Source organism: Amycolatopsis sp. NPDC047767 (assembly GCF_040704195.1).
GTDB lineage: Bacteria > Actinomycetota > Actinomycetes > Mycobacteriales > Pseudonocardiaceae > Amycolatopsis.
Window position 1 is genome coordinate 15,062 of the sequence record NZ_JBEYSJ010000046.1, and the last position, 20,618, is coordinate 35,679.

Annotated in this window: 19 protein-coding genes; 14 read left to right on the forward strand and 5 right to left on the reverse strand. The window is 71.4% G+C overall.

The annotated features are described in order from the left end of the window. Window positions 1–15: 15 nt before the first annotated feature. Window positions 16–633 (reverse strand): LUD domain-containing protein, encoded by a 618-nt coding sequence (locus AB0878_RS44515; protein WP_366588481.1) that lies wholly within the window; start codon window positions 631–633, stop codon window positions 16–18. Between the two features lie 140 nt (window positions 634–773). On the opposite strand from AB0878_RS44515, the gene sigJ reads away from it, so the two are divergent. Beyond that, the gene (sigJ, locus tag AB0878_RS44520; protein WP_366588483.1) at window positions 774–1,703 is read left to right on the forward strand and encodes an RNA polymerase sigma factor SigJ; all 930 of its coding nucleotides are present in this window, start codon (window positions 774–776) and stop codon (window positions 1,701–1,703) included. A gap of 12 nt (window positions 1,704–1,715) precedes the next feature. On the opposite strand, the gene AB0878_RS44525 is transcribed toward sigJ, so the two are convergent. Continuing rightward, window positions 1,716–2,474: a class I SAM-dependent methyltransferase gene (locus AB0878_RS44525; protein ID WP_366588485.1), complete on the reverse strand. Its 759-nt coding sequence runs from the start codon at window positions 2,472–2,474 to the stop codon at window positions 1,716–1,718. A 225-nt stretch (window positions 2,475–2,699) separates the two neighbouring features. Between AB0878_RS44525 and AB0878_RS44530 the strand changes: the two genes are divergently transcribed. Next, the gene (locus tag AB0878_RS44530) at window positions 2,700–3,854 is read left to right on the forward strand and encodes an acyltransferase (protein WP_366588488.1); all 1,155 of its coding nucleotides are present in this window, start codon (window positions 2,700–2,702) and stop codon (window positions 3,852–3,854) included. Between the two features lie 31 nt (window positions 3,855–3,885). On the opposite strand, the gene aroA is transcribed toward AB0878_RS44530, so the two are convergent. Then, window positions 3,886–5,184 (reverse strand): 3-phosphoshikimate 1-carboxyvinyltransferase, encoded by a 1,299-nt coding sequence (aroA, locus tag AB0878_RS44535; RefSeq protein WP_366588491.1) that lies wholly within the window; start codon window positions 5,182–5,184, stop codon window positions 3,886–3,888. A gap of 96 nt (window positions 5,185–5,280) precedes the next feature. Here aroA and AB0878_RS44540 point away from each other — a divergent pair, with 96 nt between their 5' ends. From AB0878_RS44540 to AB0878_RS44595, 12 genes are all read left to right on the forward strand, one after another. Then, window positions 5,281–6,981: a CTP synthase gene (locus tag AB0878_RS44540; RefSeq protein WP_366588494.1), complete on the forward strand. Its 1,701-nt coding sequence runs from the start codon at window positions 5,281–5,283 to the stop codon at window positions 6,979–6,981. Beyond that, complete coding sequence (locus tag AB0878_RS44545; RefSeq protein ID WP_366588496.1) at window positions 6,978–7,619, forward strand: NUDIX hydrolase; 642 nt, start codon at window positions 6,978–6,980, stop codon at window positions 7,617–7,619. The genes AB0878_RS44540 and AB0878_RS44545 overlap by 4 nt, the downstream gene beginning before the upstream one ends. 99 nt (window positions 7,620–7,718) lie before the next feature. After that, on the forward strand, window positions 7,719–8,621 hold the full coding sequence (xerD, locus tag AB0878_RS44550) for a site-specific tyrosine recombinase XerD (RefSeq protein ID WP_366588564.1): 903 nt from the start codon (window positions 7,719–7,721) through the stop codon (window positions 8,619–8,621). Window positions 8,622–8,744: 123 nt separating this feature from the next. After that, complete coding sequence (locus tag AB0878_RS44555; RefSeq protein ID WP_366588498.1) at window positions 8,745–9,749, forward strand: AAA family ATPase; 1,005 nt, start codon at window positions 8,745–8,747, stop codon at window positions 9,747–9,749. Next, complete coding sequence (locus AB0878_RS44560; protein ID WP_366588501.1) at window positions 9,746–10,147, forward strand: cobyrinic acid a,c-diamide synthase; 402 nt, start codon at window positions 9,746–9,748, stop codon at window positions 10,145–10,147. Before AB0878_RS44555 ends, AB0878_RS44560 begins: the two co-directional genes overlap by 4 nt. Beyond that, window positions 10,147–11,211: a segregation/condensation protein A gene (locus AB0878_RS44565; RefSeq protein ID WP_366588503.1), complete on the forward strand. Its 1,065-nt coding sequence runs from the start codon at window positions 10,147–10,149 to the stop codon at window positions 11,209–11,211. Before AB0878_RS44560 ends, AB0878_RS44565 begins: the two co-directional genes overlap by 1 nt. A gap of 365 nt (window positions 11,212–11,576) precedes the next feature. Next, window positions 11,577–12,302 carry an SMC-Scp complex subunit ScpB gene (gene scpB, locus AB0878_RS44570; protein WP_366588567.1) on the forward strand — a complete coding sequence of 242 codons (726 nt, stop codon included), beginning with the start codon at window positions 11,577–11,579 and terminating at the stop codon, window positions 12,300–12,302. After that, the gene (locus tag AB0878_RS44575; RefSeq protein WP_220241922.1) at window positions 12,292–13,044 is read left to right on the forward strand and encodes a pseudouridine synthase; all 753 of its coding nucleotides are present in this window, start codon (window positions 12,292–12,294) and stop codon (window positions 13,042–13,044) included. The genes scpB and AB0878_RS44575 overlap by 11 nt, the downstream gene beginning before the upstream one ends. Before the next feature lie 849 nt (window positions 13,045–13,893). Further along, entirely contained in the window at window positions 13,894–15,090 is a 1,197-nt protein-coding gene (locus AB0878_RS44580) for a CoA transferase (RefSeq protein WP_220241921.1), read from the forward strand. Beyond that, window positions 15,087–15,899 (forward strand): cyclase family protein, encoded by an 813-nt coding sequence (locus AB0878_RS44585; RefSeq protein WP_220241920.1) that lies wholly within the window; start codon window positions 15,087–15,089, stop codon window positions 15,897–15,899. Before AB0878_RS44580 ends, AB0878_RS44585 begins: the two co-directional genes overlap by 4 nt. Further along, the gene (locus AB0878_RS44590; protein ID WP_366588507.1) at window positions 15,896–17,323 is read left to right on the forward strand and encodes an MmgE/PrpD family protein; all 1,428 of its coding nucleotides are present in this window, start codon (window positions 15,896–15,898) and stop codon (window positions 17,321–17,323) included. The genes AB0878_RS44585 and AB0878_RS44590 overlap by 4 nt, the downstream gene beginning before the upstream one ends. A gap of 26 nt (window positions 17,324–17,349) precedes the next feature. Further along, window positions 17,350–18,819 carry a dihydroorotase family protein gene (locus AB0878_RS44595; protein WP_220241918.1) on the forward strand — a complete coding sequence of 490 codons (1,470 nt, stop codon included), beginning with the start codon at window positions 17,350–17,352 and terminating at the stop codon, window positions 18,817–18,819. A 62-nt stretch (window positions 18,820–18,881) separates the two neighbouring features. Here the strand turns inward: AB0878_RS44595 and AB0878_RS44600 are convergent, their stop codons facing one another. Both AB0878_RS44600 and AB0878_RS44605 read right to left on the reverse strand, forming a co-directional pair. Next, entirely contained in the window at window positions 18,882–19,736 is an 855-nt protein-coding gene (locus tag AB0878_RS44600) for an aldolase/citrate lyase family protein (protein ID WP_366588510.1), read from the reverse strand. A gap of 36 nt (window positions 19,737–19,772) precedes the next feature. Further along, on the reverse strand, window positions 19,773–20,540 hold the full coding sequence (locus AB0878_RS44605; RefSeq protein ID WP_366588513.1) for an IclR family transcriptional regulator: 768 nt from the start codon (window positions 20,538–20,540) through the stop codon (window positions 19,773–19,775). Window positions 20,541–20,618: the final 78 nt, after the last annotated feature.

Below are 20,618 nucleotides of genomic sequence, written 5' to 3' on the forward strand. Positions count from 1 at the left end.
CGGGGAACCGGAGTCTCAGAACCCGATGGCTTCGCGGAGCAACACGATGGTGCTGCGCCCCGGGAAGGGTTCCGCGTTGAGGACCAGCAGCCGGTTGACGGCGCTGGGCCAGCCGTAGGCGGCGAGGGCGCGTTCGCTTTCCAGGGGGAGGCAGTGGTCTTCGACGCGGCGCAGCGCGGTGTCCAGGTCGGGCACGATCTTCTGCGCGCCGACGATCCAGATCGCGCGGGCGGCGCCGCCGGAGGACGCGGGCAGCTGGCTGCCGCTGCCGGAGGCGATCACGAGCGAGCCGGTTTCGGTGACCGCGGCCGCGCTGCCCACGAGGAAGTCGGGGCTGGCGCGCAGCCGGCGGATGTCGTCGGCGTCGGCGGCGCGGTCCATGGCCAGGGTGCGGGGCTTGATCGCCTCGTACCGCCCGCTGGTGTTGAGGTCGTCGTCGATGCCGGACAAACGCAGCGTTTCGCTGGCCGCGGTGAGTACGCTGGCGCCCTCCGGGACCAGCTCGGCGACGCGGGTGCGGGCCGCGGCGACGTCGTCGAGGATCTCGACGGTGAAGCCGTGCGCGGTCAGCGCGGTGGCCGTGCGCTGCAGGCGCTGCGCGGAAGCGGGGGCGGTGAACAGCGAGGTGGTCATGGTGTCTCCTGCCGGCGGTCGAGGGTCTCACCCGCTCGACAACTCACGCCCCCGAAGTGTGAGGCGGGGTAGCGGCCTCACACTTCGGGGGCGCTGTCGTGTCGTACTGCTGAGGACGAGACTGAGGGAGCTGCGCCGCGATGTCCAACCCGACCACCCCGCCCGAGCCGGGCTTGAGCGCGATCATGAGCGAGCGCCGGCACCTGACCAACCTCGCCTACCGGCTGCTCGGCTCCCTGGCCGAAGCCGAGGACGCCGTGCAGGAGACCTACGCCCGCTGGTACGCGCTGTCGCGGGAGCAGCAGGACGCCGTCGAGTCTCCCGGCGCGTGGCTGACGACGGTCGCCAGCCGCATCTGCCTCAACCTGCTCGGCTCGGCGCGCTCCCGGCGGGAGACCTACGTCGGCGAGTGGATCCCCGAGCCGCTGCCCGGGCCCGCGGAGTGGCCCGGCCGGGCGGGCGGCGCCGACCCGGCCGACCACGTGACGCTGGACGAGTCGGTCGGCATGGCGTTCCTCGTCGTGCTCGAGTCGATGACCCCGGCCGAGCGCGTGGCGTTCATCCTGCACGACGTGTTCCGCTACACGTTCGGCGAAGTCGCCGAGATCGTCGGCCGCACGCCCGCGGCCTGCCGGCAGCTGGCGTCTTCGGCCCGCCGGCGCGTCCGCGCGGCGCAGGTGCCCGCGAGCCCGGCGGCCCGGCACGCGAGCGTCGTGCGGGACTTCAAGCAGGCGTGGGAAGCCAAGGACATCGCGGCCCTGATCGGCCTGCTCGACCCCGACGCCACGGCGACCGCCGACGGCGGCGGCCGCGCCCTGACCTTCCTGCACCCCATCGAAGGCGCCGAGCGGATCGCGCGGGCCTGGGCCGAGCTCGCCCACCGCGCGCTCGGCACCACCACGCTGGCGGAACGCACCGTCAACGGCCAGCCCGGCCTCGTGGCCCAGCGCGACGGGATCACGCAGACGGTGTACGCGTTCGACGTCGCGGACGGCCGGATCAAGCACATCTGGGTGATCCGCAACCCCGAGAAACTCCGGCCCTGGCTGACGGGGCTGAAGCTCGGGTGAGCCGGGAGTGCTTCAGGGCTTTTCCCAGACCGACACGTGTTTGGTGCTGGCGGCCGTGAGCTCGGAACGATCCCAGTCCGCCCAGCGGTACTTCGGCTTCATCCCGGCGATGCGCGCCATGAGGTCCAGCTCGGCCGGCCAGACGTACCGGAAGGGGATGCGGCGAAACCGCCCCGTTCCGTCCGGTGCCGCGGTGAGGTGGTTCGACGTGAACTCCTGCGTCACGACGTCGTACTGGTCGAACCCCACGTAGCCGGCGCCTTCGCGGCCGGGGACCACCGCGAACGGGACGGTGTCCTGCCCGGGCGGCAGGCGCCGCAGATCCGGCAGGCCCACCTCGACGAGGAACAGCCCGCCCGGCCGCAGATGCGCGGCCGCGTTGCGGAAGACGTCGACCTGCCCGTCCTGGGTGGTCACGTTGCCGATCGTGTTGAACACCAGGTACGCCAGCGAGAACTCACCCGCCACCCGCGTCGACGTCATGTCGCCGATCGTGACGTCGACCGCGGCACCGCCCGGCTTGCCCGCGATCCGCGCCGCCATGGCCCGGCTCAGCTCGATTCCGCTCACCCGCACGCCGCGCGCGGCCAGCGGGGCGGCGATCCGCCCGGTCCCGACGGCGAATTCGAGCACGGGGCCGTCGGCCAGCTCCTCGAGGACATCCACCGCCGGCGTCACCACTTCGGGCGCGTTCGCGCCACCCGGCTCGTCGTACCCCGCGGCCACGCTTTCCGGAAACCAGCCGTCGGCCGGATCGTCTCGATCGCCCATGGTCGTCGGACGCTACGCGTGCGGGCGTCGACTCCGCACGCCCATTTCGGAGCGGTATGTACCACCGTGGTGCGGACGCGTTCCCGGTCCGTGGACGGACGTGATTTTCGCTACGCCCGTTTTCCTGCGGTAAAGCGGGTTCTCAGCCACTTCATGGCTGCTTCACAGGCAGTGCGGCAAATGTGGTCGCATGATCCACTCCGCACCCGGGGGCCCGGCCGCACGATGACCACGACCGAGATCGCACCCGCCCCCGCGGCGGCCCCGGCGCGGGCGGCCCACCTCCACCAGCTCGACCTGTACCGCGTGATCACCTTCGCCCTGGTGATTTTCATGCACGTGCTGGGGGCCACGACCTTCCCGCAGGACGTCGTGTCCGACGCGCTGGAGGCGCCGCTGCACCTCACGCGCGAGGCGTTCTTCGCGCTCACGACGTTCGTGCTCGTGTTCTCCTACCGCTCGCGCCCGCCGCGGCCGGTGGCGTTCTGGCGCCGGCGGGTGCCGCTGGTCGCGGTGCCGTACGTGGTCTGGTCGGTGCTGTACTGGGGCTATTCGCTGCTCACCGCCGAGCAGCCTGTCGGCTCCGTCGCCGCGGCCCTGCGCGCGCTCGGCATCGAGATCGCGAACGGCACGGCGTGGTACCACCTGTACTTCCTGCTCGTGACGCTGCAGGTGTACCTGCTGTTCCCGATGCTGATGAAGCTGGTGCGGACGCTGGAGCGCCGGCCGTGGCTCGTGCTGGGGATCTCCGGTGCGGTGCAGATTGCGGTCACGTGTTTCCTGAGCTACCCGCCCGAAGGCGTGGAGTACTCGACCGTCAGCCGGTTCTTCACGACGCTGCTGCCGTACCAGTTCTACTCGGTGCTCGGCGCCGTCGCGGCCGTGCACTTCGAGGCCGTGCAGGCGTGGGTGCGGCGGCACCGGTGGTTCGTGGCCGGCGGGCTGGTGGCGACGCTCGCCGTGGCCGAGACGGGCTACTTCGTGAGTGTCCACAACGGACTGTGGCCGGAGCTGGCGAGCGACGCGTTCCGGCCCTACCTCGTGCCGTGGTGCGTCGCGGCCATCGCGGGCCTGTTCCTGGCGGGCACGCGCTGGGCGGAGGCGGGCCGGCCCGCCGGCCGTGTGGTGTCGTGGGCGGTGGACCGGTCGTTCGCGATCTTCCTCACGCACCCTCTCGCCCTGGCGCTGCTGAGCCCCTTGATCGCGTTCGTCGGCGACGGCGTGGGGGCGCCGTGGACGACCGTGGTCGTCTACCCGGCCACGGTCGCGCTGACGCTGCTGATCGTCGAACTGCTGCGGAGGCTGCCGTGGAGCAAGGCGCTGACGGGCCGGCCGCCCCTGGGGGTCAAGCGGGCGGCTGCTGCCGCCGCTCAGGCGTAGGAGCCGCCCGCTGGGGAGAAGGCCACTCCGACTACCGACCTGACCCGAGCATCCCGGTCCACGTCTCCACGAATGCCGGGAACGTTTTCCCGACCGTCGCGGGGTTTTCGACGCGGATGCCGGGCACGCGCAGGCCCAGCACGGCCGCGGCCATGACCAGGCGGTGGTCGTCGTAGGTGTGGAAGACGCCGCCGTGCAGCGGGGCCGGGGTGATGCGCAGGCCGTCGTCCGTTTCGGACACGTCGCCGCCCAGTGCGGACAGCTCCGTGGCGAGCGCGGTGATGCGGTCGGTCTCGTGGCCGCGCAGGTGCGCGACGCCGCTGATCACCGACGGGCCGTCCGCGAAGCAGAGCAGCGCGGCGACCACCGGGGTCAGCTCGCCGACCTCGTGCAGGTCGAGCTCCACGCCCGGGATGTGCGAGCCGCCGGTGACGGCGAGGCCGCCGTCCTCGAGCCGGACCGACGCGCCGAGCGCCGGCAGGAAGGTGCGCAGCCAGTCGCCCGGCTGGGTCGTGGTGCTCGGCCAGCCCGCGACGCGCACGGTGCCGCCCGCGGCCACGGCGGCGGCCACGAAGGGCGCGGCCGTGGACAGGTCCGGCTCCACGACGTACTCGGGGCACGACAGCTTCGCCGGCGCGACGTGGAACTCCGCGCCTTCGCGCTCCACGGTGGCGCCGAAGCGGTGCAGCATGTCGAGCGTCATCGCGATGTGCGGCTCGCTCGGCGGCGCGTCGCCGACCAGGCGCACGGTCACGCCGCGATCGAACGCCGGGCCGGCCAGCAGCAGCGCGGAGAGGAACTGGCTCGAGGCCGACGAGTCGAGGTCGACCGTGCCGCCGCGGACGCCACCGTCGCCGTGGACGGTGAAGGGCGGGGCACCGCGGCCGTCGTCGTCGATGCGCACGCCGAGGCGGCGCAGCGCGGTCAGCAGCGGGCCGATCGGGCGGCGGCGGATGGCCTCGTCGCCGTCGAAGAGCGCGGGGGAGTCGCCGAGCGCGGCGAGCGCCGGCGTGAAGCGGGCGACGGTGCCGGCGTTGCCGAGCGTGACCTCGACCGGCTCGCCGTGGCTGCTGCCGGTGGCGCCGAGCGGGTGGACGAGGAACCCGTCGGCGGTCTCCTCCGACCGGGCGCCCAGCGAGGCCAGCGCGCCGAGCATGAGCCGCGTGTCGCGCGAGTCGAGCGGCACGCGCACCCGCGTGGGCGCGCCCGCGAGCGCGGCCAGCACGTAGGCGCGGTTCGTGATCGACTTCGAGCCCGGGACGCGCACCCGCGCGTCGAGTGCCGCCGCCGCGACCGGCGCGGCCCAGTGGTTTTCGTGCGCATCCGTCACGCACCGAAGCCTAGCGTGGTGGTCAGCGTCATCGGCGCCGCGCCGGGAACGGGCGTGAACGAGCGGATCGGCGTGCGTGCGATATGCTGGCGGCCCGTGGGACATCAGTCGCGGGCTACCAAGTTTGTCTTTGTCACCGGAGGCGTCGCCTCCTCTCTCGGTAAGGGATTGACGGCCTCGAGCCTCGGCCAGCTCCTTACCGCACGCGGGCTTCGCGTCACGATGCAGAAGCTCGACCCCTATCTCAACGTCGACCCCGGGACGATGAACCCGTTCCAGCACGGTGAGGTGTTCGTCACCGACGACGGTGCGGAGACGGACCTCGACATCGGGCACTACGAGCGGTTCCTCGACCGGGACCTCGACGGCAAGGCCAACGTCACGACCGGCCAGGTCTACTCGGAGGTCATCGCCAAGGAACGCCGCGGCGAGTACCTCGGCGACACGGTCCAGGTCATCCCGCACATCACGGACGAGATCAAGTCGCGCATCACCGCCGCGGCCGGTCCGGACGAGCACGGGAACACCCCGGACGTGGTCATCACCGAGGTCGGCGGCACGGTCGGCGACATCGAGTCGCTGCCGTTCCTCGAGGCGTGCCGCCAGGTGCGCCACGACGTCGGGCGGGACCACTGCTTCTTCCTGCACGTGTCGCTCGTGCCCTACCTGGCGCCGTCGGGTGAGCTCAAGACCAAGCCGACCCAGCACTCCGTGGCCGCGCTGCGCAACATCGGCATCCAGCCCGACGCGCTGGTCTGCCGGGCCGACCGGGAGATCCCCGAGGACCTCAAGCGCAAGATCGGCCTGATGTGCGACGTCGACTCGGAGGCGGTCATCGCCTGCCCGGACGCGCGCTCGATCTACGACATCCCCAAGGTGCTGCACGGCGAGGCGCTCGACGCCTACGTGGTGCGCCGCCTGGGGCTGCCGTTCCGCGACGTCGACTGGACGGTGTGGGGCGACCTGCTCAACCGGGTGCACAACCCGAGCGAGACGGTGCGGATCGCCGTGGTGGGCAAGTACATCGACCTGCCCGACGCGTACCTGTCGGTCACCGAGGCCCTGCGCGCGGGCGGGTTCGCCCACCGCGCCAAGGTCGAGATCGTGTGGGTCGCCTCGGACGACGCGCAGACCGCGTCGGGCGCCGCTTCGGTGCTGTCCGATGTGGACGGCGTGCTGATCCCCGGCGGGTTCGGCATCCGCGGCATCGAGGGCAAGGTCGGCGCCATCGAGTACGCCCGCACGCGCGGCGTGCCGCTGCTCGGGCTGTGCCTGGGCCTGCAGTGCATGGTCATCGAGGGCGCGCGGCACCTGGCGGGCATCGAGGACGCGAACTCGGCGGAGTTCGACGAGAACACCACGCACCCGGTGATCTCCACGATGGCCGACCAGCGTGACGTGGTCGCGGGCGAGCGGGACATGGGCGGCACGATGCGCCTGGGCGCGTACCCGGCGAAGCTCAAGCCGGGCTCGCAGGTCGCGAAGGCGTACGGCAGCACCGAGGTCTCCGAGCGCCACCGCCACCGCTACGAGGTCAACAACACCTACCGCAAGCAGCTGTCGGACGCCGGGCTCGTCTTCTCCGGCACCTCGCCCGACGACCGCCTGGTCGAGTTCGTGGAGCTGCCGGCCGACGTGCACCCGTTCTTCGTCGGCACGCAGGCGCACCCGGAGCTCAAGAGCCGCCCGACGCGGCCGCACCCGCTCTTCAGCGCGTTCGTGAAGGCCGTGGTGGACCGCAAGGTCGCCGAGCGGCTGCCGGTGGAGCTCGCCGAGGCGCCCGTGGCGGCCCGGTGACCGAGCCCGGCACGCACGAGTTCACGGTCGCCGGCAGCGAGGTCGTCCACATCGGACGCGTCGTCGGCCTGCGGGTCGACGACGTGGTGATGCCCGGCGGCGGCACGGCGAAGCGCGAGGTCGTGGAGCACCTCGGTGCCGTCGCGATCCTGGCGCTCGACGGCAGTGGTGTCGATGCCGCGGTCACGATGGTCCACCAGTACCGGCACCCGCTCGGGCACCGGCTGTGGGAGCTGCCGGCCGGCCTGATCGACAAGCCGGGGGAGGACCCCGTCGACGCGGCGAAGCGCGAGCTCGTGGAGGAGGTCGGGCTGGCGGCGGACGAGTGGTCGACGCTCGTGGACGTGGCCGCCTCGCCCGGGTTCACCGACGAGGTCGTGCGCGTGTTCCTCGCACGCGGTCTGTCCGAAGTGGACCGCGAGGTGCTCGGCGAGGAGGAGGCCGACCTCGTGGTGAAGAAGTTCCCGCTCGCCGAAGCCGTCGCCATGGCGCTCTCGGGTGAGCTGGTGAACGGCGCGACCGTCTCGGGTGTGCTGGCCGCCCACGCGGTGCTCACCGGCGCGGCCAAGGCCCGTCCGGCCGACGCCCCGTGGCGCGACCGGCCCACCCGCTTCGCCCGGCGCCGAGCGGAAGGCTGATCTGCCCGTCCGTGCCCGCCGCGCGTCGGCGGGCACGGACGGCCCGGCGGCCTAGAGTGTGACCCCGTGACGGGCACGGGCAGGACGGCGGTGGGGGACGTGATCGCCGCGTACCTGGACCACCTCGTGGTCGAGCGCGGCACCGCCCGCAACACGCTCGACAGCTACGCCCGCGACCTGCGCCGCTACGCCGCGCACCTCGCCGCCGCGGACGTCACGCGGTTCCCGGACGTGACGCCGGCGCACGTCACGTCGTTCGGCGCGGCCCTGCGCGAAGGCGACGAGGAGCACCGGCCGCTCGCCGCGTCCTCGGCCGCGCGGGCGCTGGTCGCCGTGCGCGGGCTGCACAAGTTCGCCCACGCCGACGGCATCACCGAGCACGACCCCGCACGCGAGGTCCGCCCGCCGGCCGCGGCGAAGCGGCTGCCCAAGGCGCTGCCCGTGACCGACGTCCTCAAGCTGCTCGAGACCCCGCCGCCCGACGGCGAGCGCGCCTTGCGCGACCGGGCGCTGCTCGAACTGCTCTACTCCACCGGCGCCCGGATCTCCGAAGCCGTGGGGCTCGACGTGGACGACGTCGACGACACCGACCGCACCGTGCTGCTCGACGGCAAGGGCGGCAAACAGCGGCTCGTCCCGATCGGCCGCCCCGCGGTGGAGGCGCTGCACGCCTACCTCGTGCGGGCCCGCCCGGTGCTCGCGGCGCACGGGCGCGGCACGTCCGCGATGTTCCTCAACGTGCGCGGCAGCCGGCTTTCCCGGCAGAGCGCGTGGCAGGTCCTCAAGGACACGGCCGAACGCGCGGGCATCACCGCCGACGTCTCGCCCCACACCCTGCGCCACTCGTTCGCCACGCACCTTCTCGAAGGCGGCGCCGACGTGCGCGTGGTGCAGGAGCTGCTGGGCCACGCCTCGGTGACGACGACGCAGGTCTACACGCTCGTGACGGTCAATACGCTGCGCGAGGTGTACGCGACGGCGCACCCGCGCGCACTGGGCTGACCGGTCCTCAGGGCATCAGCCACCAGTGGTGACTTCGCGCGCCCGGCCCGGCGCGGCGCTTTGCCGGGGCTCCGACTCCCCGCATAGGCTGCCTCCGACGCCGAAACAAGGAGCTTTCCCGCCATGTCGACACCGAACCAGCCGGAGCGCCCGGCCGCGTCCGCCGGTTCGGCCGCGGCGAGCCTCTCCCAGGCGCACATCGCCACCCCCGCGAACCACGACGGCGACGAACCGTCCGACAGCCCGCGCCTGAGCCGCGCCGAGAGAGCCCGGGCGCGCGCGAAGGAGCGCGAAGAGAGCGGCATCGGCCCCACCGGCCGGCCGCTGCGCGAGATCCCCGAACCGGCGCCGCTGGACCACCACGGCCCGGCCAAGGTGCTCGCCATGTGCAACCAGAAGGGCGGCGTCGGCAAGACCACGTCGACCATCAACCTGGGTGCGGCGCTCGCCGAGTGCGGGCGTCGCGTGCTGCTCGTGGACTTCGACCCGCAGGGCGCCCTGTCGGTGGGTCTCGGCATCCAGCCGCACGAGCTGGACCAGACGGTCTACAACGTCATCATGGAGCGCTCCGTCGGCATCGAGGACGTGCTCCGCAAAACCCGCGTCGACGGCGTTGACCTGCTGCCGAGCAACATCGACCTGTCCGCGGCGGAGGTCCAGCTCGTCGCAGAGGTAGGGCGCGAACACACGTTGTTACGGGTCCTTCGTCCGGTCATGAACGACTACGACTATGTTCTTGTCGACTGCCAGCCCTCGCTCGGCCTGTTGACGGTGAACGCATTGACCGCCGCGGACGGTGTGATCATCCCCCTGGAGTGCGAGTTCTTCAGTCTGCGAGGCGTCGCGCTCCTGATCGACACGATCGAGAAGGTGCAGGAACGCCTCAACCCCAAACTGGACATCACGGGGATTCTCGCCACGATGTACGACCCGAGAACCCTGCACTCGAAGGAGGTCATGGCTCGCGTGGTGGAGGCATTCGGCGACATCGTGTTCGACACGGTGATCAACCGCACCGTGCGGTTCCCCGAGACGACAGTCGCGGGTGAGCCGATCACGACCTGGGCCCCCAAGTCGGCCGGCGCGGCAGCCTATCGCGCGCTGGCTCGCGAGGTGATCGCTCGGTGAGCAGGCGCGCTTCCCTGCCCGGAGCGTCGGAACTCTTCCGCCTCACCTCCAGTCCTGTCAGCCCGGCACTCGACCGCCCGGCGGCGCCCGCCCCGGCCGAACCGCTCCCGAAGAAGAGCGCGGACGCCGACCAGCTCAGCCGCGCCGCCGCGCGCAGCGGCTCCGGCCGCACGAAGCACGACGCGAAGATCACCGTGTACGTCTCGGGCGACGAGCTGCTCGCGATGGAGCAGACCCGGCTGAACCTGCGGGCCAAGCACAACCTCGTGGTCGACCGCGGCCGCCTGGTGCGCGAGGCGGTGGCCGTGCTGATCGCGGACTTCGACCAGCGTGGTGAAGAGTCGGTGCTGGTCCAGCGATTGCAGGCGATGGAAGAAGAAGGCGGAACCGAGGGCTGATGGACGAACCGGCATCGGCCGAGCAGCCGGAGCCGGACGCCGCGGCCCCGGGTACCGAGACGCCGATCCAGCACGAGACTCCGGTCCCGGACGACACTTCGGGCCCGGGCGAGACTGAGGACCCGGCCGAGACCGCGGCCCAGAGTGAGTCGGCGGGTGGGACTCCGCTCCCGGAAGAGACGCCGGGTGCGGAGGAGAAGCCCGTCGAGCACGAGACCGTGCACGGCGGGACGATCCCGGCGGGCTACGCCGAGGAGCTCAGCACCTCGAAGTTCAAGGTGCGCCTCAAGAACTTCGAGGGGCCGTTCGACCTGCTGCTGCAGCTGATCTCGCAGCACCAGCTCGACGTCACCGAGGTCGCGCTGCACACGGTCACCGACGACTTCATCGCCTACACGCGTGCGCTCGGGTCCGACTGGAATCTCGACGAGACCACGGAGTTCCTGGTCATCGCCGCGACCCTGCTGGACCTCAAGGCCGCGCGGCTGCTGCCGTCGGCCGAGGTGGAGAACGAGGACGACCTCGCACTCCTGGAAGCCCGCGACCTGCTCTTCGCGCGGGTGCTGCAGTACCGCGCGTACAAGCAGGTGGCGGCGCTGTTCGGCGAGCTGGAACAGGGCGCGCTGCGACGCTACCCGCGCTCGGTGGCGCTGGAGGAGCGCTACGTCGGGCTGCTGCCCGAGGTGATGCTCGGCGTGACGCCGCAGAAGTTCGCGGAGATCGCCGTCTCGGTCTTCAAGCCCAAGCCGCCGCCGACGGTGTCGCTGGCGCACCTGCACATGGGCCGCGTGTCCGTGCGTGAGCACGCGGCGCTGCTGCGGGTGAAGCTCGCGGAGGCGGGGCAGGCCACGTTCAAGGAGCTCGTGGAGGACTGCGAGCACACCGTGGAGATCGTCGCGCGGTTCCTCGCGCTGCTGGAGCTGTACCGCGAGTCGACGGTGCAGTTCGAACAGCTCGAGGCGCTCGCCGAGCTCCACGTGCGCTGGACCGGCGGCAGCGTCGCGGAGGCCTCGGTCGCCGCCGAACACGACCGCGCCGCGGCCGACGAAGAGGAGTACGGGTGAGCACCGAAGACGACCGCGCGCCGGCCGTGGAAGCGATCGACCTCGACGAGGTCGTGCCGACGGAGACCTCGGTGTCCGAGCCGCCCGAACACGGTGCCGCGCCGGAAGGTTCGCCGCGGGAGGAGAACTCCGCCGAGGCTTCGCCCGGCGAAGCGGCCGAAAGCGACAGCACCCCGCAGGCGGCCGAGGCGAGCGCGGAGGAGGCCGAGCCGGAGGCGACCGAAGGTCAGGCGGAAACCGAGCCGGAACCCGAGGCCGCCGAGGCGACCGAGGTCCGGGCCGACGCCGACACCGCGGCGAGCGAGGCGCACCGGGAGCCCGAGCCCACCGAGCCGGAAGCCGAGCCCGCCGAGCCCAGCGCTGAGCTGGAACCCAAGGCCGTCGAGGCGAGCGCCGAGCCGGAAGCCGAGCCCGCCGAGCGGGAAACCGACTCTGCCACCGAGAGCCCCGAAGCCGAATCGGGCGAGGGCGAGCCGGTCGCCCCGGCAGTCGGAGCCGAGCAGCTCGAGCCGGAGGAGGGTGTCGAGCCGGTCAGCGACCTGCCCGACGTGACGTCCGACGAGGCGCTGGAGGCCGCGCTCGAGGCGCTGCTGCTCGTCGTCGACTCGCCGGCGGGGGAGCAGATGCTGGCTGACACCGTGGATCAGCCGGTGGCGCGGGTCACCGTCGCGCTGCGGACGATGGCGCAGCGGCTCACCGAGCGGGGCAGCGGGATCGACCTGCGGCGCGTCGGTGAGGGGTGGCGGTTCTACACTAGGGACACGTACGCCCCGTTCGTGGAGAAGCTCCTGCTCGACGGCCAGCGGTCGAAGCTGACCCGGGCCGCGCTGGAGAGCCTCGCCGTGATCGCGTACCGGCAGCCGGTGACCAGGGCCAGGGTCGCCGCGGTGCGCGGGGTCAACGTCGACGGCGTGATCCGCACCCTGCTGGCCCGCGGCCTCATCGAAGAGATGGGCACCGACCCGGAGACGACGGGCACGCTGTACGTGACGACCGAGCTGTTCCTGGAGCGACTGGGGCTGTCGTCGCTGAACGACCTGCCCCCGATCGCTCCGCTGCTACCCGAAGTGGACACCATCGATGACATCTGACCAGCACCCCGACGGCGTCCGGCTGCAGAAGGTCCTCTCCCAGGCCGGCATCGCCTCGCGGCGCGCGGCCGAGGACCTGATCGTGGAGGGCCGGGTGGAGGTGGACGGCCAGATCGTCACCGAGCTGGGCCGCCGCGTCGACCCGGTCGAGGCCGTGATCCACGTCGACGGCACGCGCGTGAACCTGCGCGACGACCTCGTGTACCTCGCCTTCAACAAGCCCAAGGGCGTGCACTCGACGATGTCGGACGACCGCGGCCGCCCGTGCGTCGGCGACTACCTGCGCGGCCGCTGGGAGGAGACCCCCGGCGTCGTCCACGTGGGCCGGCTCGACGAGAACACCGAAGGCCTGCTCCTGCTCACCAACGACGGCGACCTCGGCCACCGGCTGATGCACCCGTCGTACAACGTGCTCAAGACCTACTTCGCCGAGGTCGAGGGTCTCGTGCCGCGCGGGCTCGGCAAGGAGCTGCGCGCGGGCTGGGAGCTGCCCGACGGCATCGTGAAGGTCGACCAGTTCCGCGTGAAGGACATGCACTCCGGCCGCAGCATGATCGAGCTCGTGATCCACGAGGGCCGCAAGCACATCGTGCGCCGGCTCATGGCCTCGACCGGCCACCCCGTGCGCAAGCTCGTGCGCACGGCGATCGGCGACGTGCAGCTGGGCGCCCAGCGTCCCGGCACGATCCGCAGGCTCAACCGCGGTGAGGTCGGCTCGCTGTACCGAAACGTGGACCTGTAAACACCGGCTTTCCACCCTGGCGACCTGATCGACGCCCCGGGTTCGCCGGCGGCGTCGAGCCGGTCGGGTTGAAGTTGCGGCGACCGGCCGCATCGGTGGATCGCCGTGGCCTAACGGCGGGCTGAACCGAGGTCGGCACGGACGAGGTCACGCCGCGGCTCGACAGCGGGCTTCGTTCAGGAGCCGCCCGTCCCCGCACCTGCCGCGGCACTCAAGCCCCGGACGGGGGAAGGGTGACTCCCGAGCCCGGCCCCGTCCCGCGAGTGCGACACACCTTCCGATCGTTTCGCGCGACTCCGGCCGTCGCCGGCGACCAGACGCTGGAGCCCGATCACGTAGCCGGCCTCGCTGCGACACGCGCGAGGCTCGGCGTCGCGCTGCGATCGCCCCGTCATCAGCTCTGCCGGGAGCCATGATCCCGTTGTGAGACAAGGCCGCGCCGACGATTTTCGTCCCGTTGGGACACCGGATCGCCGAGGCCCCGGCGCGGCCGTCCTTCTCCTTCCCTCCGGACACCGCCGGACCAGTACGGCTCCGTGGCGCGCCGGCCAGACGAGGCCGGCGCCGTCGAGCCGCCGCACCTCCCGGTCGCCGGCCGCGCAAGTGGTGGGCCTGCCGCTCGATCACCTACCGGCGCCGGGGTGCTCGCCCATCGACGTTCCGGCAAGCGGAACGTGATCGACAGGGAAGTCATTGATCCGACCGCGGGTGATCACAGCGGTCTGGTCGGGCTTGCATGTGGGGATAGCCTCAATGTCCGCAGATTCGACTCGACCTCTTCAGGTGGACGCCCGTTCCGGCTACAGTCGTCGCCAGATGGAGTGTTTCTTCTGACGGAACGAGGTTCGAGTGGCTTCAGCGGCAGCTCTCGACGGACTACGCGTGCTCGACGTGTCCACGATCCTGGCGGGCCCGTTCTGCTGTCAGATCCTCGGTGACTTCGGTGCCGACGTGATCAAGATCGAGCACCCGCGCAACGGCGACAACATGCGCGGCCACGGCCGGAGCAAGAACGGCGTCCCGCTGTGGTGGAAGGAGATCAGCCGCAACAAGCGGACCGTCGCCCTCGACCTCAAGGACGAGCGCGGCGGCGAGGTGTTCCGTGCTCTGGCGAAGACGGCGGACGTCGTCGTCGAGAACTTCCGTCCGGGGACCCTCGAGCGGTGGGGCATCGGCCCCGACGCGCTGTTCGCCGAGAACCCCGGGCTGGTGCTCGTGCGGCTCACCGGCTTCGGCCAGACCGGTCCCTACGCAGGCCGGGCCGGCTTCGGCACGCTCGTCGAAGCCATGAGCGGCTTCGCTTCGCTGACCGGGCAGCCCGACGGCCCGCCGACTTTGCCGGCCTTCGGCCTGGCCGACAGCATCTGCGGGATCGCCGCTTCGTCGGCCGTGATGATGGCGCTCCGCCACCGCGACCGGACCGGCGAGGGACAGGTCGTCGACATGAGCCTGCTCGAGCCGATCATGGCAGCCGTCGGGCCCGGTCCGACGATCTACCAGCAGCTCGGCGAGGTCGAGCAGCGCCATGGCAACCGGTCGACCAACAACGCGCCGCGCAACACCTACCGGACCTCGGACGGCGGGTGGGTGGCCGTTTCCACCAGCGCCCAGCGGATCGCCGAACGGGTGCTGGAGCTGGTCGGCCATCCCGAGGTGATCAGCGAACCGTGGTTCGCCACCGGCGGCGGCCGGGCGGCGCATGTCGACCTGCTCGACGACTACGTCGGCAGCTGGATCGCGCAGCGCAGCCGTGACGAGGTCATCAGCGCCTTCACCGAGGCCGGTGCCGCCATCGCCGCCGTCTACGACGCCCGCGACCTGGTCGAGGATCCCCACGTGCGGGAGACGCAGATGCTGCTGGAGGTCGACGACGCCGACTTCGGGCCGCTGCTGCAGCACAACGTGATGTGGCGGATGAGCGCTTCGCCGGGGGCGATCAGGTTCACCGGCCGCGGGCTGGGCGAGAACACCGACGAAGTCTTGACCGAGGCCGGCCTCGAGGCCGGCCGGATCGCCGAGCTCAAGGAGAGTGGGATCATCCGATGACCGATGCATTGCTCAGCGCGGTTCAGGGCGGGCTGGACGTGGTCGACCTGGGACGACAGCTGCGGGTCGGCATGCCCCAGTCCCCGAACCACCCCCAGTTCTGGCACACCCTGCCGCGCCGCCATGGCGACATGACGCGTGCCGACGGGGGCAGCGCCGCCAATGACATGATCACGATGGGCTGCCACGTGGGCACGCACATCGACGCGCTGGCGCACGTCTCGCACGACGGGCTCATGTTCGGCGGCGTCGACGCGATGCAGGCCGGGGTCGGTGGCAAGTACGACGCGCTCGGCGTTCACTCCATCGCGCCGATGATCCGCCGTGGTGTGCTCCTCGACATCGCGGGACTGCACGGAGTCGGCTGCCTCGACGGCGGCTACGAGATCACCGTCGGCGACCTGGAAGCGGCCGCCAAGAACGCGGACGGCGGTGTCGGTGAGGGAGACGTGGTGCTCATCCGCAGCGGCTGGGGCACGAAGTTCGCCGAGGGCGGCGCCTACGTGGGCGGGCCGTCCGGGGTCCCGGGGGTCGGCGAGGCCGGCGCTCAGTGGCTCGCCGAGCGGCGCATCCACGCCGCCGGCGCCGACACCATCGCGTTCGAGCGGCTCGCGCCCGGCGGTGGGCACGCGCTGCTGCCGGCACACCGTGTCCTGCTCGTCGAGAGCGGGATCTACCTCATCGAGGCGCTCGACCTCGAGGAGCTCGCCGGCCGCGGGTGGGCGGAGTTCACGCTCGTGCTGGTGCCGCTCAACATCTACGGCGCGACCGGGTCGCCGGTGCGCCCGCTGGCGGTGCGTACCGCGTGAGCGAGCAGACCCTGGCCCAGCAGCTCGGCGCCTTCGCGGCCGGCACGTCCTACGACGACCTCCCGGCCGAGGTCGTGGAGAGCGTGAAGATGCGGGTGCTCGACATCCTCGGCATCGCCGCCGCCGCCAGCACGCTCGAAACCAGCCGCTCCGCGCGGGAGTGGGCCGCCAGCCAGGGCGGGACGGGCGCCGCCTCGGCCGTCGGTGTGCCCGGCCGGCTGCCCGCCAACATGGCCGCCTTCGTCAACGGGGTCCTCGCTCACTCCCTCGACTATGACGACACCCATCTGCCGTCGGTCCTTCATCCGAGCGCCTCGGTCGTCCCTGCGGCACTGGCCGCCGCCGAGCGTGCCGGCGCGGACGGTCGTGAGCTCATCCGGGCGGTCGCGATCGGGATCGAGATCTGCGTCCGGCTCGGCATGGCCGGTTACGACCAGGCGAGCAACAATTCCGTCTTCTTCGAGCACGGCCAGCACGCCACGTCGATCTGCGGCGCGATGGGTGCCTCGGTCGCGGCGACGCTGCTCGCCGGTGGCGATGAGCAAGCCGTCGTCGATGCGCTCGGCGTCACGGCCTCGCTGGCCTCGGGCATCATCGAGGCCAACCGCACCGGCGGCACGGTCAAGCGGATCCACTGCGGGTGGGCGGCGCACGCGGCTGTCTCCGCGGCGGAGCTGGTCAAGCTCGGCCTGACCGGTCCGCCCACGGTGCTCGAGGGCCGGTTCGGCTTCTTCCAGGCCTGGCTGCACGGCATCTTCGACCCGGCGGCCATCGTCGACGGGCTGGGGACCGAGTGGTCGGTCCCGGGCATCTTCTTCAAGCCCTACCCGGCGAACCATTTCACGCACGCGGCCGTCGACGCCGCCGCGCAGCTGCGCGCGGACGGCGTACGGGTCGAGGACATCGTCTCGCTCCAGCTCGGCGTACCGGCGCAGAACCTGCGCACGGTGGGGGAGCCGATCGAGGTGAAGCGGACGCCGCAGACCGGCTACATGGCCCAGTTCAGCGGTCCCTACGCGGTCGTGCTCGGCCTGCTGGGCGGCTCCGGTCTCGGTGCCGGGCTCGACGACTACACCGACGAACTCGCGCAGGACCCCGAGCGAAGAGCGTTGATGGCGAAGGTGGACGTGACGGCCGACGAGCGGTGCACGGAGATCTTCCCGCACCAGTTCCCCGCGGTGCTCACGGCGCGGCTCAAGGACGGCCGCGAGGTGGTGGCCGAGGTGTTCACGAACCGCGGTGGCCCGCAGCGACCGCTCTCGTTCGAAGAGCTGGCCGCCAAGTTCCACGACAACGCCCGGCGGGTGCTGCCTCCCGATCGGGCCGACGAACTCGCGGCGGCCTGCCGCACGCTCGAGGACTGCACCGACCTCATGGAGCTGCTCGCTTCCCTGACGAAGGTCGACGACCCCGCTCGCACGTAGGACGAACAACCGAAGGATGAGGGAAAATGGCTGAATTCGACTTGGTGATCCGTAACGCCCAGGTGGTGCGCCCCGCGAGCGATGCCCCCGAGCGCCTCGACGTCGCCGTCAAGGACGGCAAGTTCGCCGCCTTCGAGCCGAGCATCGACTCCGAGCGCGCAGCCGAGACGGTCGACGCCGCCGGCAAGCACCTCTTCCCCGGTGTGGTGGACGTCCACCAGCACTGGGGCATCTACAACGAACTCGGCGAGGACACCAGCTCGGAGAGCCAGGCCTCGGCGCAGGGCGGTGTCACGACCGGCATCACCTACATCCGCACCGGTGCCTACTACATGAACCGGACCGGGCCGTACCGCGAAGTGTTCCCCGACGTGCTGGCAGCCGCCGAGGGCCGCTCCTTCATCGACTACGCGTTCCACGTGGCGCCGATCCTCAAGGAGCACATCGACGAGATCCCCGACCTGATCGGGGAGTTCGGGGTGCCCTCGTTCAAGATCTTCATGTTCTACGGCAGCCACGGGCTGCACGGCCGCTCGAGCGACCAGAGCTCGTTCCTCATGATCCCCGAGGACGAGTCCTACGACCTGGCCCACTTCGAGTTCGTGATGCGGGGCATCGAGAAGGCGCGTCGCGACCCCCGGTTCGCTGCCGACCGCGAGAACATCTCGCTGTCGCTGCACTGCGAGACGGCGGAGATCATGCGGGCCTACACCAAGCTGGTCGAGCAGGAGGGCAAGCTGACCGGCCTCGAGGCGTACAGCGCCTCGCGGCCGCCGCACTCGGAGGGCCTGGCGATCACCATCGCTTCCTACCTGGCCCACGAGACCGAGCTGCCCAAGATCAACCTGCTGCACCTGACCTCGCGCAAGGCGATCGAGGCCGCCATGATGATGCAGGAGACCTTCCCGCACATCGACTTCCGCCGCGAGGTGACGGTCGGCCACCTGCTCGCCGACTTCACGACCGCCAACCTCGGCGGCAAGGTCAACCCGCCGCTTCGCTCCCGCGAAGACGTCGAGTCGTTGTGGGAACACCTGCTGGCCGGCCACTTCTCGTGGGTCACCTCGGATCACGCGTGCTGCCGCGACGAGACCAAGTTCGGCGAGCCCCGCGAGGACGTTTTCGTGGCCAAATCCGGCTTCGGCGGCACCGAGTACCTGCTGGCGGGCATGGTCAGTGAAGGCCGCAAGCGTGGTCTGTCCTACCCGCGCATCGCCGAACTCGTCGCCAAGAGCCCGGCCGAGCGGTTCGGGCTGCGCGGCAAGGGTGATCTCGCCGTCGGGTACGACGCCGACTTCTGCCTGCTCGACGACACGGTCGACTACACCGTGCACGCGCAGGACTCGCTCTCCACGCAGGAGTACACCCCGTTCGAGGGCTTCGAGCTGACGGCCAAGGTCACCGACACCTGGGTCCGCGGCACCGAGGTCTTGCGTGCGGAGAAGATCGTCGGCACCCCGACGGGCCGGTTCGTGAAGCGCTCGGGTCAGGCCTGACGCACCGATATCCAAGATCTCCCAGGGGGACCGGTCGGCGCCGTCAGGCGCCGGCCGGTCCCTCAGTCATCCCGACGGCGTGCGAGCGTCTCCCGGGCCGATCTGATCACGGCTGCGTCGATCAACCGTCCCGCGGCATCCAGCGTCACTCCGCCCTGGGCCGCGGAGAACCGATCGAGGACGTCACGCGCCGCGGCCACCGCCTCGGCGGTGGGGGCCAGCACCTCGTGAATCACGGGGACCTGGGCGGGATGGATGGCGGTTCGTGAGCGGAAGCCGAGGTCGGCCAGCTCCCGGGTCGTTCGCCGGAAGGCGTCGAGGTCGCGAAAGTCGACCGACGTGGGCGCCACCGGTGCGGCGAGGCCCGCGGCGGCGCAGTGGAGCACGACCTGGAGTCTGAGCTGGGTGATCGCGTCGGCGGTCGCGGTGGTGCGGGCGATCCGGAGGGCGGCGAGCAGGTCCACCTCGCCCAGGCCGAGTGTCGTGAGGCGGGGATGGGCGGCGAGCTCGCCGAGGGCGAGCACCGAAGCCGCGTCCTCGACCAGCCCGACGACGGGCACCGGGGGCAGGTCCTGCTCGGCTTCGGCTCCGTCGAGCCGCGCGGCGAGCTCGCTCATGGACTTGGGGGAGCACTTGGCCAGCACGATGCCGTCGAGGCCAGGACGGACGACGGCTTCGAGATCATCGGCGAGCCGATCCGCGTCGACCCGGACCCAGGTCTGGGCGCCGGCCTCGGCTCCCGGGGCCTGGCGGTCCCGGCCCAGCCAGGCGGCGACCGCGCCGCGGGCCGCGCTCTTCTCGGCGACCGGCACCGCGTCCTCGAGGTCGAGGATGACGGCGTCGGCCGCCCCGGTCGAGGCCTTGGCGAACAGCGACGGGCGTGAGGCGGGAACGTAGAGGAACGAGCGGGGCAGCACGGTGTCTCCTGCTGGGCTGTCGGGTCGGGGGCTGGGTCAGCCGCGCAGACGCTGGGTGATGGCGTGCGACGCCTCGACCACAAGCGCCGCGTGCTCCTCGTGGTCCTCGATCGCGTAGCGGAAGGCCGGACCGGAGGAGCTGATGGAGCCCATCACGTTGCCGGCCGAGTCGAAGAACGGTGCGGCGATGGAGGCGGCGCCGGTGTTGCGCTCGTTGATGGACGTGGCATATCCGTGCTCGCGAACCCGGTCCAGGCCGTCGCGGTAGGCGTTCTCGTCCAGACCGGCGCGCCGCGCGCGCAGCTGGCGGACCGCCTCGTCGATGAGGGAGACTGAGAGGAAGGCGAGGATCGCGCGACTCGAAGCACCGGAGTGCAGGGGGTAACGCGGCCCGATCTCGATGACCATCTTCACCTCCTCGGGAGATTCGAACTGGTCGAGGTAGATCCGCTCGTTGCCGACGAGCACCGAGAGGGTCGTGGTCTCCCGGGTGGTGTCTCGCAGCCGACGAAGGATCGGCGAGGCGATGCTGCGCACGTCGATCTGGCTCCACGCCCGCGCCGAGAGACCCAGCGCCGCCGGTCCGAGCACATAGGACGACCCACCGGGCGCCACCTTGGCCAGTGAGCGGGAAACCAGGGACTGCAGGATCCGGTGGACGACGGCCTTGCTGAGGGACAGGTCACGGGCGATCTGGGATACCCCGAGCGGACTGTCGGACCGCGCGAAGAGGAGGAGGACGTCGGCGACCCGGTCCGCGGCCTCGGTACCTCCCGGAGTCTCGACCGTCCGTTCGCGAACCACAGGATCCCCTTTTCTTCCGGACAAGTTCGGCCTCACGAAACGAGGCAAGGTCGGCGCGGATCACGTTCGCCCGTCAGA